This is a genomic window from Agrobacterium sp. 22-223-1 (assembly GCF_053522385.1).
In genome coordinates this window covers 210,977-223,061 of the sequence record NZ_JBNWCN010000005.1, presented here as the reverse complement: position 1 = coordinate 223,061, position 12,085 = coordinate 210,977, and the positions used below count along the sequence as shown (strand labels likewise).

The window sequence follows — 12,085 nt, the reverse complement described above, 5'->3', positions numbered from 1 at the left end:
AGACCGGGATGGAACAGCAGACGCCAACCATGAAAGACCGGCAGGCGGCGCTTCTCAGCGACGATCCCGGCCGCTTTGAGCCCGCCACCGCGTTTCGCGTTGCGCAGCTCGTTTCGGCGGATGACGGGATTGTCGTCGGCGCCCATGGCGGAACACAGCCGACCCCGCTGGCGATCAGCGGTTTCAACCGCAAACGCGGCCAGGCCGAACTGAAATCCGCCTTCGCGCCCATTGTCGGGCCGCTCGGTTCGCTGCCGCCGGCCTATGGCGAATTGCTGCAACGGGAAGAACGCAATCGCTCCGGTGCGCTGGCAAGCTTCTTCAATCTGTTCGCGGCAAGGTTCAGCGAACTGTTCGTATCCGCAACGGAAAAATACCGCCTCGCGAGGGGATTGCGCTGGTCGGCCGAGCAGCGGGAGAACGGTTTTCGCAAAACCCTGCTTGCACTCACCGGGTTCCGCACAGCCGGTCTGGTCGAGAAGGCAGGCGTGAGCGAAGATGCGCTCCTGCGTTTCAGCGGTCTTCTGGCTGGCCGCAACCGCAATGTTGCCGCCCTGACCTCGATGCTTTGTGAATTCACGGGACTTCCGGTGAATGTCGAACAGTTTCGCCGGCGATGGGTGGTTTTGCCGCTTCACGAACAAAGCCAGCTCGGACAGGCATCCGGGCTGAGGCTCGGACAGAACACGACGGCGGGAAGCGCTGTCGAAGATATGAGCGGCGGTTTCCGGATCGTGATCGGCCCCGTCGCCTATGCGGATTATCTGGCGCTGACGCCCGGATCGAAGCGGCTTGCGGAGATATTTTCGCTGACACGCCTGTTCGTCGGAAGCGCCTTGCATTTCGATGTGCAGGTGATCCTGAAAAAGGAGGACATTCCCTTTTGCCGCCTCGGCCAGTCCGATGCCCCCGCTCGCCTCGGCTGGAATAGCTGGGCTCGCGTGGCGCCCGCAGAAAAAGACAGCGCCGATGCTGTGGTGACCGAGCGGGAAGGCTCGGCGATTTCCGCGTGAGGGCATGGATATGAAGCTTGCACTCAAGGACACACGAAATATCGGAGCCGCAAGAGCCAGTCAGTGGAGCTTCGAGCGCGGCCGCCGCGTCATCGGCCGGTCTCGCGATTGCGACTGGCAGATCGACGACAATGAGCGGCGCGTTTCCAAGCTGCACTGCACGCTGAGCCGCGATGGCGAAGGTTTTACGATCCTTGACCAGAGCGCGAACGGCACGCTGGTCGATGGCCGCCTGCTGCTGGAAGGCGAAAGCGCGCGTCTCCGCGACGGTTCGCAAATCAACATTGGCGGGCAGGTTTTTCAGGTCGCCATCAGCGGCGATGCCGAGCTGGATTTTTCCGATCCCGATGCTTCCCTGCGCATGAGTGACGAGCCGCTGACCATTTCGGCGATCCTTGCCGACATCGCCCCGAACGGCCGTTCGGCCGGCGGCGTGATGGGCAACACCGCCTCCGCCGACGACTGGTCCGAAACATGGCGCGAGGGCGCGAAGCGGAAGGCGAAATCCATTTCGCGAAATGTCGAGATCGGCTGGAGCGAACCGCCCGCGGCGCGCGGAATAGGCGCCGTTCTGCCTGATAACTGGGACGAGGAGCCGGTTGCAAGCAGCGAGCACGAACATACCGACGCACTGAACACGCCGGTCATGATCTCTCGTCCGGTTTCGGCCTCAGATAACGAGGATTTCGACAGCGTTTTCCCGGAAGCAGGCGAAGACCTGACCCCAGAGGGCGCATCGGCTGCGGGCGCTTCGACCGCGCAGGAGATCGGCGATCTTCTGACCGCGCTGGAGCAGGAAAGCGCCGATTGTCTGGCCATTCTCGACATTGAAGGCGAGCGCACCGGCCACGGTTCGTCAGCCTCCCTGAGCGAGCGGATGGAAACGCTCATCCGCCAGCAGCGGCGGCTCGCCGCCTCGCTTGAAACCCTGATCCACGGCTGCACGCAAAAACTCGAGCCGAGGCTTCTCGAAGCCTCCGTCGATGCCGGCAACGATCTTCGTGCCAAAATCGAGCGCCGCGACTGGCAGGGGCTGATCATGAAGACCGATTACTGGTCCACTTACAAAAAGCAATTTGAGGAAAACGGCCGTCCATTGCCGGTCAGGCAGTTCCTGCAGCGGGCAGCGCGCGGCGAGGCCGCGCCCACGCAGGAACCTGACGCGATAACGGCCGATGCAAAGGGGGTAAACAACCACGATGAGACATGAGAACCGTGTTGCCTGGAGCGAGGGCATGTTTCTTCGCGTTCAGCATTTTCAGCAATCCGACCGCTGGACCGAACGGCTGGTGCGCAACACCACGCGCAATCTCTCGCCTTACCCCTGGGGCATCGCCGAAATCGGCGTGGACCGCAGCGCGCTGTCGATAGGGCAATTCGCCCTGTCGAACCTGCGCGGCGTACTTCCCGATGGAACGCCCTTCGAAGCGCCGGAGGATTCCGACCTGCCGCCGCCGCTCGATCTCGACGAAAGCGTCAAGAACGCCGTTATCTATCTCGCCCTGCCGGCCCGGCAGCCCGGCAAGGCCGACATGTCCGCCAGCGGCCGCAACGATGCGAACAATGTGCGCTTCACCGCCTCCAGCTATGAGGTCTCCGACACCAATATCGAGACGGATTTCGTGGCCCCCATCGATGTCGGCCGTCTCAGCCTGAAGTTCCTGAAAACCGGCGACGATCTTTCCGGTTACGATCTCATCGGTCTTGCAAGGGTCATCGAGGTCCGCTCAGACCGCGCGGTCATTCTGGACCCGGATTTCATTCCTCCGAGCCTGAGCTGCGCGGCGGCGCCCCGCCTCAACGAATTGCTGACGGAGCTTCTGGGGATCGTTCGCCACCGCGCCCAGGCGATTGCCGAACGCATCGGCGATCCGACGATCAGGGGAACGGCGGAAGTGGGCGATTATTTCCTGCTGCAAATCCTCAACCGGGCCGATCCGCTGCTGGCGCATCGCTGCGCCAACGCCACGCGTTTTCACCCCATCCGTTTTTACGAAGACTGCATCCAGCTTGCCGGCGAGCTTGCAACCTTCACCACGGACAAAAAACGCGCGACGGATTTCCCGCCCTATCGGCACGAGGACTTGAAAGCCACCTTCGGGGCGGTTTTCGACGATCTGCGCACATCGCTGTCCGCGGTTCTGGAACAGGCCGCCGTTGCGATCGAGCTGGTGGAGCGCCGCCACGGCGTCCGCGTCGGCACCATCCACGACCGCACGCTGCTGCGCGATGCCGGCTTCGTGCTTGCCGTGCGCGCGGATATGGCCGCCGAAGACATTCGCCGCCGCCTGCCGGCACAGATCAAGGTGGGGCCAGTGGAGCGGATTTCCGAACTGGTCAATGTGGCGCTGCCCGGCATTCCCGTGCGCTCCCTGCCGGTCCTGCCGCGGCAATTGCCCTATCGGTCCGGCACCGTCTATTTCGAGATCGACACGCAATCACCCCTCTGGAAGCAGCTTGAGACCTCCGGCGCGATTGCCCTGCATCTGGCAGGCGAGTTCCCCGGACTTGAGATGGAAATGTGGGCGTTACGCGAATGAGCAAGGAAAACCCCTCTTCCTGGCAGGACTTGCCGACGGTGGTCGAAATCACCGAGGAAAGCCGCCGACGCAACCAGAACGCCCGCAACATGGCGGCGATCCTCGAAGACATTGTCGAGACCGACGCCCCGGCCGGGCGACCGAAGACAAGCGCGGCCGCCATGCCGGTCGACCAGCTGCTCTCCGGTTTCCATTTCGGCGGCGGCGATGTGCCGACGCTGGTGCAATCGGCCGCTCCCCTTCTCAACCTCGCGCATCTCCTGCGCTTCAGCGATGCGGAGCCGGATCCCGATCAGCTTCGCCGCGCCTGCATTGAGGCGATCACCCGCTACGAGCGCGACCTCGCTTCCGCCCGCATCAGCCCCGAGCGGGCAAGAGCGGCGCATTATGTCGTCTGCGCCACGGTGGATGATGTGGTTCTGAGCAAGCCCTGGGGCGTGCGGGCAGGCTGGGCGCGCTCCGGCCTTGTCTCCACCTTCCACAACGATGTCACCGGCGGCGACCGGGTTTTCGACATTCTCGACCATTTCCATCAGTCGCCCGGCGCCAGCAAGGATCTGCTGCTGCTGATCTATCTGTGCCTGTCGCTGGCTTTCGAAGGGCGCACCCGCGTTTCGCCAAAGGGTGCGCTGGAGCTTTCGCGCATCCGCGACAGCCTCTACAAGACGCTGATCGGCCAATACGGCACCTTCGAACGGGAGCTTTCACCGCACTGGAAAGGCGTGGAAGCCCGTCATACGCCATTGCGCACGATGGCCGCGCTGTGGACCCTGCTGTCCCTGATGGCGCTTGCCTTCGCGCTTGGTTATCTCTTCTTCACGCTGTCGCTCAACAACGCATCCGATGTGACCTTCGAGAGGCTCGCCCATCTGCCGCCGAACGAGACGCCGAGCGTGCTGATCGCAAGCCCGCCCCAGCCACCGGCGCAGGTCGAAACGCCCAAGGTCGTGGAACCGCCGAAGCCGGTGGAGCCACGGCAACCCTCCCGGCTTGAAAAGCTGATGGCCTTCCTTCAGCCGGAAGTCGAAAAGAAGCTTGTCACGCTGGCGGATGTAAACGGGCGGCTGCGCATTCGCATCAACAATTCGGGCCTGTTCTCCACCGGCAGCGCCGATGTCAGCCCGCAGTTCCGCGATCTCATCCAGCGTATCGGCGGTGCGCTTGCGGCTGAAAAATTCCGCGCCGTCGTCATCGGCTATACCGATACCGTGCCGATCAAGACGGTGGAATTTCCATCGAACTGGCACCTTTCCGAAGCCCGCGCCAAGGCGGTCGGGGACATTCTTTCACAATTCACCGGCCCGGAAGCGATCCTGACGGAAGGCCGTGCCGACAGCGACCCGATCGCCGACAACAAAACGGAGGAAGGCCGCCAGATCAACCGCAGAACGGAAATCATGGTCCTGACCAATCCCGATGAAAAACTGAGCGACGCCGGCATTCTCTCGCCGACCATCCAGAACAGTTCGGGACAGCAGCCGCAAGAGGCACAGCCATGAATCCATTGAGCTATTTTTATACGATCCGATCTTATGTCGAGAGCTATGCCGCTCTCATCGGCCGCCGTTTCCTGTCGCTGTTATGGGTGGTCGCGCTCTGCATCGTCATCTGGTTTTACGGCTATCTGGTCGCGCTGGGCGATTTCAAGCCATTGGGAACGACGCAGGCCCGGCTCATCGCTATCGGCATCATTCTCGCCATATGGCTGATTTATATCGCCGTCACCATCTATCGCGGCCGCAAGCAGGACAAGGAACTCGTCGACAGTATCGAGCGCGAAGCCCTGGCCAACCGCCAGGCAGAAGTCGGCGAGATACAGATGCGTCTCAAGGAAGCGCTGGCGCTGCTGCGACGGGTCACGAAAAAGCGTTTCGGTTATATTTACGACCTTCCCTGGTACGTGATCTTTGGCGCACCCGGCTCCGGCAAGACGACGGCGCTCACCAATTCCGGCCTGCAATTTCCGCTTGGCGATGCGCTCGGCGAAAACGCGGTAAAGGGCATCGGCGGCACACGCAACTGCAACTGGTGGTTCGCCGATGAGGCGATATTGATCGACACCGCCGGCCGCTACACCACACAGGACGACCTCGATGGCTCATCCAAAGCCGGCTGGGAAGGGTTCCTCGGCCTTCTGAGACGCTATCGCCGGTCGCAGCCGATCAACGGCGCGCTGGTGACATTGTCCATCCCCGATCTTCTCACCCGCGATCCCGAGGAACAACGGCAGGAACTGCGCTCCATCCGCCAGAGGCTTTCGGAACTGGATGAATATCTGCATGCCCGCGTTCCGGTCTATATCGTGTTGACCAAGGCCGATCTGCTGCATGGTTTCGTGGAATTCTTCGACGGTTTCAACAAGACCGACCGCCAGCAGGTGTGGGGCACCACCTTCAAGCTGGATGAGAGCTATACCGCCGAGAATCTGCCGCAACGCCTGACGGAAGAGTTCGAACTGCTGCAACAGCGGGTCGATGCGATGCTGATCGAGCGCCTGCAGCAGGAGCAGAATGCCGAGACGCGCGGCCGCATCTTCCGCTTCCCCGCCGAACTTGCACGGTTGAAAGACCGACTCCATGAGGCCCTGACCGAACTCTGCGCACGGTCCCCGCTGATCGAAGCGCCGCTTTTGCGTGGCGTTTATCTCGCTTCGGGAACGCAGCCGGAAACGGAAAGGTCTCCCGCAGCGGCCAGAACCCGCCGAAGCTACTTCCTGTCGCGGCTGTTCAAGGATGTCATTTTCCCCGAAGCCGCGCTGGTGATGCGCGACAAGCGCCTTTCCGGACGGCAATTGCTGGTGCGACGCATCGCCTATGGTGTTTCGGCCGCCGCGGTCGCCATCGTCTTCACCGGCTGGATTTTCACCTATTTCGCCAATACGCAGGCGCTTGCCGAAGCGGATCGCAAACTTGGCGCTTATGAACAACTCGTTCAGGGCATTCCCGTGCGCGATGTTTCAGACGCCGATTTTCTCCGCATCCTTCCGGCGCTCGACAATCTGCGCGACGTCAATTCCGGCTTTGCCCGCGAGAGAGTGTGGAATGTCAGCTTCGGGCTCGATCAGGAAGACAAGATCGCCGGACGGCAGCGTGACGCCTATCAGCGCGCGCTCAATGCCCTGCTCCTGCCGCGCATGATCGTGCAGCTCCAGAAACAGCTCAAGGACGAAAAGGATGTCACGCGCACCTTCAATTCGCTGAAGCTCTATGGAATGCTTGGCGGCATGGGTGCGCTGGACCCCGATTTCCTGACCGTGCAGACACACCAGATGTTCGCATCCCTCTATCCCGGCGATGGAAGGGCGGCGGCGAGAGAAGCGCTCGACCAGCATGCGAAAGCGCTGGCGGGCGGCGTGCTCGCCCCGATTGAGCTCGATGCGCGGCTCATCGCCACCGCCCGTGAAACCATCCGCAATCAGGCTGTCGGCACGCGCGCCTATGATATTCTTGCCGGTCTTCCGCAGACGCGGGAACTGATGGAATGGACACCAGCCACGGCCTTCGGCCCGCTGGGCGAGCGTGCCTTCGAGCGGCGCAGCAAAGCGCCGATGGCGGAAGGCATCGAAGGTCTTTTCACGGCGGAGGGATATCGCAGCGTCGTTATTCCGCAGGTCGCCCATGCGGCCCGTATCGCGCTTTCCGAAGGGTGGGTACGCGGTTCCGATGATGCCATAAGGGGTGCCACGGTCGAGCAGGTGGCGCAGGCCGCGCTGCAAATCTATTTCGACCGTTTCGAGAAAAAATGGGCCGATACGCTGGCCGACCTTCGGGTCAAGCCGTCCCAGACCCTTGGCGACGCCGTGGAAACAACCCGCGCGCTTGCCAATGAACGCAATATCGTGGTGGAGGCTGCCAGATCGATCGCGGAGGCGACCGATCTGCGCCCCGGAGCAAACCCCGCCGCCCTCGCCTCCGCCGCTGAAGGCGACGCGACCGCAGCCGTTCTGGCCGCCACCGTAAACGCAGCCGATCCCTATGCGAGACTGCGCGACATGCTGGCGGCGAAAGGCGCGGCCACAACGGGCGAGCAGGCCAATGGCGGCAAGGCCGGCGGCTCGCCATCGGAACAGTTGCTCGCGCATTTCAAGATGCTGAACGAGCAGCTTGCCCGCTCGGCAACCACCTCCGACGAGGTCGCCAAGGTGTTTGACGTGGATAGTCAACTCACCAAGGCCAATCAGGATCTGTTGCAGCAGGCCCGTGAATTGCCGGCGCCCCTCGATGTCTGGGTGGCGGGTGTGGCGGCGGATGTCGGCTCGCTTGCGGTCAAATCCGCCCGCAGCCGCATTGCCGAACTCTGGGCGGCCGATGCGGCATCGCTGTGCTCTTCCATCGTGACCGGGCGTTATCCTTTCGACAGGTCATCTTCCCGCGATGTCGCCATCGCGGATTTCACCCGTCTCTTCGGGCCGACCGGGGTTTTCCAGTCCTTCTTCAAACAGCGAATGGAAGCCTTTGTCGACAAGACGACCAACCCCTGGAGCTGGAAAGGCACCTTCGGCGCCGCCGGCATTCCAAGCAACGCCGTCGCCCAGTTCGAGAATGCCGACAAGATTTCGCGCGCATTTTTCCCGAATGGCAGCGAGACGCCGGCGGTGTCGATCAATGTCAAACCCGTTTCGCTTACCAATGCCTCCAGCGCGGTGATGCTGGAAATCGAAGGCGAGCGGGTGGTTTATTATCACGGCCCCATTCAGGCGAAATCGATCACCTGGCCCTCGCGTGAAAACACGGCGAGCCTATCGCGCATCGCCTTCCAGCCGGGCGGCTGGCAGCAGGCGAAAACCGAAAACGGCGACTGGTCGCCATTCCGGTTGTTCGACGGCGCCGATATCGAAAACCAGTCGGGCGACCTGCTGCGGGTGCGATTTGCGAATGGCGCTCAGGCTGCCGAATTCGATATCCAGTTCGGCTCGGTTCTCAACCCGTTCAGGCTGGACGCCATCGCCGGCTTTGCCTGCCCCGCGCAATTTTAGCGGCGGGGCGGCGCACCGTTTTTTTAAGGAGGGGATCTATGATGAAAGCAACGACGAAAAGCACCGCGGTCAATAACGACTGATGGCCAATCAGGCATCGAGGCCCGCGGAAACCGCAGCGGAAAGTGATCGCATCGGCTTCTTCGGCAAGGTCCCCAGCCATGGCGACTTTATCTCCGACGGGCTTGAACGGGAGCTGATCGGGACGTTTGACGACTGGATGCGATCCGGCCTGCACGCCTGCGCAGACCTGTTTTCAGGCCGATGGCCCGAAATATTCACGTCATCGCCCCCCATTCGCTTCATCATCGAAAGCGGCATATGGGGAAACTGCGCCTATGCCGGCGTGCTGGTGCCCAGCGCAGACCGGGTGGGGCGCAAATATCCGCTTGCCATCATTGCCCAGCTCAATAGCTTCCGGAAACATCCAAGAACGCTCTATCTCGACGACACCTGGTTCATGGCCGCCGAGGCGCTGGCCGAGACATCCATGACGGGCGATTTCGACATGTCCCGGTTTAACACCTCCGTTAAAAAACTGCGCCTGCCGAAACCACGGGAAGAGGATGACGCCCCGGAAATGGTGCGCGGCCGCGCACCGACGAGCCTCTGGTGGCGCATCGATCCTGTCAGCCGCCGCGCCCGCGGTCTCAAATTCGACGGCAAACCGAAAGCTTCCGATTTCCTGCGCCTCTTCAGTGACATGGCAGGCAAGGGCGAAGAGGACGGCTCGACACCCACGCAGGCGCAGGAAAGTGCGAAACACAAAACTCCGCCCGTGATCGCGCCCGCGCCGCCAACCGAACAGCCGTCATCGGTCGTCTACAGCTATGCCACGCACCCCGGAACACGGCTTTCCCTGAACGCGGATTCGCTCTTCGTTTCCCAGACCCCTGCCCTCTTCGCCATAGCAGATGGACAGGGAGACACGCACAGCGCCGTGGAAGCCGCACGTCTGGCCACAAATATTCTTGCCGAGACGCCCGATGCCGAAAGCCCCGAGGTGATGGCGCAGCAGATCAGGGGAAAGCTCGGCACCGTCAACAGCCTGCTTCTGTCCCGGCAAACCATGGGCGCCGACGGCAGGCCGATGGCGAGCGTCATCATTGCCTCCATTATCGGCCGCAGGTTGAGCGTCCTGTGGTCCGGCGACGCGCGCGCCTATCTCCTGAAAAACGGAACCATGCATCAGCTTTCGCGCGATCACGTCGTTGTCGGCATGAAAAGGCAGCTCTCGCAATGTGTCGGCCTTTCCCAGCAATTCCGGCCGGATATCGTCGGGGAAGACTGGGGTTCGCAGGACAGGCTGCTCCTGTGCAGCTATCCGCTGGTACAAATCCTGAAGGAACGGGCCATTGCCGAGATTGTCGGCAACACCCCGATCAAGGATTGCGCCAGCGCCCTGATCCAGGAAGCGTTGATCGAGGACGCACGCGAGAATGTCAGCGCCATCGTGATTGGAAACCGGCTTGAGCAAGGGTAAACAACCGGGCGATGGGCCTGCCTATCCGCAGGTTGCCGAGCGCTTTTCCGATCTGTGGCAAAGTATTCGCCATGACGGCACGCGGGAAAGGCCTGCCGAAGAACAGAAAGACCTGATCGATCAGGTCAGAAATGCGCTGGACCGGAAAATCTCGCATTTTTCTGACACAAAACCCGGCTGGATCGCCGACAGTTTTGCCCTCGAACGGATTGCCTATGAAAGCGAAAACACGCTGCTGCTGCAGGTGCGGCACCGCGATCTCGGCTCCCTTCACGCCCTGAAAACCACGCCGCCGGCGTTGAGAAACGACGCGGCACTGCTGCAAAGATTACGCGAAGAGGCGCAGCTCGGCCTGACATTGCGCCATCCGTGTCTGGTGGAAACATCGGCGCTGCTGAGACTGGCCGATGGCCGGCCGGGCCTGTTGCAGCCATGGTTCCCGCGGTCATTGGCCTCGCTTGCATCGCAGCCGCCGGTTAGCGCGCCGCAAGCGATCACAATCCTTCGCCGCCTGCTGGAAGGGCTGAGCGCCATGCATGCACGGGGATATGTCCACTGCGATGTCACGCCAGCCAATATTCTACTGGAGGACGGCGATTTCGAAACGGGCAGACTTGGCGATTTCGGCATTGCGCTGGAGATCGGCCAAAAACACGCGGACCGGGGCATGAGCTTTGCCGCCTCGCACGAATTTGCAGCACCGGAACGGATGCGCGACGCAACCGCAAAGCCGGATCAGGATATATTCTCCGTGGGGCGGCTTGCCCGGCGGCTTATCGCTACGGATGAGATGCGAACAACGCAAAGGCTGGCGGATTTTGCGGACGCCTGTTGCCAGGACGAACCCGCGTCGCGGCCGCAATCGGCAATGGAAGCGCTACAGCTTCTGTAGCGCTTCATTGATCAGTTGCCGCTGCCGGGAAGCGGTGCTGCCGCCGTCGGCACGCTCTTCTGGAACACGGTCAGGAGCTTGGCCGAATCCACCAGCGGTGCGTTGCTGGCATAGAGCACATCGCCCTTCTGCATCTGGAAGAGCTGCATGAGCGCAATGCTGGAAGCATCGCGCATATTGACGTGATAAATCACCGGCCGCATGGTCGTGGCCGTCGCAACCGGGCCTTTCGCGCCCGATGCGGTTGCCGACGGCACCTGAATGATCTCGTTGCGGAAGACATAGACATTGCGCGCGTCCGCACGGTCATCCAGCAATCCACCGGCGCGGCCGACAGCCTGCGCGAGGGTCAGTTTTCCGGCTTCGAACTGGAATTCGCCGGCGCTCTTGAAAGCGCCGAGCGCGGTGTAGCTCGCCGCATCGCCATCGATCATGATCTGATCGTCCGGCGACAGGCGGATATTCTGGCGGTCTTCCCGCATGACGCGGTCAAGCGGCGCGCTCGCCCTGTGCGAGCCGCGAACAACGGTAACCGTGGCAGCGCCCGGAGCGACGGTCGGGCCACCGGCCTGATTGAGCGCATCGAGCACCCGCTCCTGACGGGCGGTGAGCGTTATTTTTCCGGGGTTTTTCACCGCACCGCTGAGCATGACGGCGCTTGTCGGCTTGTCGACGACGGTGACGACGGCCTGCGGGTTCACGGCCGATCCCTTGAGCCCGGCAACGACCTGCGATTGCAGCCCCTCGGGCGTCGAATCCACCACCCTCTGTTTGCCGACGAAGGGGATATTCACCGATCCGCTCTGGTCCACCGTAAAGCGTCCGAGATTGAGCGTCTTGCTTTGCGTCGGGGAGAAAAGCCCGTCTTCGCCCGTATCGAGCACGGTGATGTCGATCACGTCGCCGCGACGCAATCTCTGGGCGTTGTAACCTGTGTTGCGAAGTGCTGTGAGGCCGGGGCCGGAGGCATTCTGCAGGCTTCCGGCGGATACCGTGGCCGCCGGTGCATTCGCCAGCTCGATGACGGGGATTTTTTCGTTGGTTCGAGGGAAAGTCGCAGATCGGATATTGCCTGCGGTCGGTCCGTCAGATGGCTTTGCACATGCGCTCAAAAGAGCCACCAGCAAAACCGCCCCCAACTTTTTCATCCCTCATCCCCTTGATGATTCAACCTGACGCAGA

The 12,085-nt window shown here is 62.0% G+C and carries 8 protein-coding genes; 7 read left to right on the top strand and 1 reads right to left on the bottom strand.

Annotated features, from left to right (window positions below; all coding sequences use genetic code 11):
* Window positions 1-8 precede the first annotated feature (8 nt).
* The 7 genes from tssG to ACQZ60_RS20245 all read left to right on the top strand — a co-directional run bounded on the left by tssG (window position 9) and on the right by ACQZ60_RS20245 (window position 10,903).
* Window positions 9-1,013 (top strand): type VI secretion system baseplate subunit TssG, encoded by a 1,005-nt coding sequence (gene tssG, locus ACQZ60_RS20275; protein WP_448735997.1) that lies wholly within the window; start codon window positions 9-11, stop codon window positions 1,011-1,013.
* A gap of 4 nt (window positions 1,014-1,017) precedes the next feature.
* The gene (locus ACQZ60_RS20270) at window positions 1,018-2,223 is read left to right on the top strand and encodes a type VI secretion system-associated FHA domain protein (protein ID WP_448735996.1); all 1,206 of its coding nucleotides are present in this window, start codon (window positions 1,018-1,020) and stop codon (window positions 2,221-2,223) included.
* On the top strand, window positions 2,213-3,553 hold the full coding sequence (gene tssK, locus ACQZ60_RS20265; protein ID WP_059761087.1) for a type VI secretion system baseplate subunit TssK: 1,341 nt from the start codon (window positions 2,213-2,215) through the stop codon (window positions 3,551-3,553). The genes ACQZ60_RS20270 and tssK overlap by 11 nt, the downstream gene beginning before the upstream one ends.
* Window positions 3,550-5,052 (top strand): type VI secretion system protein TssL, long form, encoded by a 1,503-nt coding sequence (gene tssL / locus ACQZ60_RS20260; protein ID WP_174058614.1) that lies wholly within the window; start codon window positions 3,550-3,552, stop codon window positions 5,050-5,052. Before tssK ends, tssL begins: the two co-directional genes overlap by 4 nt.
* Window positions 5,049-8,528 (top strand): type VI secretion system membrane subunit TssM, encoded by a 3,480-nt coding sequence (gene tssM / locus ACQZ60_RS20255; protein WP_448735995.1) that lies wholly within the window; start codon window positions 5,049-5,051, stop codon window positions 8,526-8,528. Before tssL ends, tssM begins: the two co-directional genes overlap by 4 nt.
* An 82-nt stretch (window positions 8,529-8,610) precedes the next feature.
* Window positions 8,611-10,011, top strand: coding sequence for a type VI secretion system-associated protein TagF (gene tagF, locus ACQZ60_RS20250; protein WP_448735994.1), 1,401 nt, complete (start codon window positions 8,611-8,613; stop codon window positions 10,009-10,011).
* Window positions 9,998-10,903 (top strand): protein kinase domain-containing protein, encoded by a 906-nt coding sequence (locus ACQZ60_RS20245; RefSeq protein ID WP_020812311.1) that lies wholly within the window; start codon window positions 9,998-10,000, stop codon window positions 10,901-10,903. Before tagF ends, ACQZ60_RS20245 begins: the two co-directional genes overlap by 14 nt.
* An 11-nt stretch (window positions 10,904-10,914) precedes the next feature.
* Here ACQZ60_RS20245 and ACQZ60_RS20240 read toward each other — a convergent pair whose 3' ends face one another.
* Window positions 10,915-12,051 carry a polysaccharide biosynthesis/export family protein gene (locus ACQZ60_RS20240; protein ID WP_020812312.1) on the bottom strand — a complete coding sequence of 379 codons (1,137 nt, stop codon included), beginning with the start codon at window positions 12,049-12,051 and terminating at the stop codon, window positions 10,915-10,917.
* Window positions 12,052-12,085 lie beyond the last annotated feature (34 nt).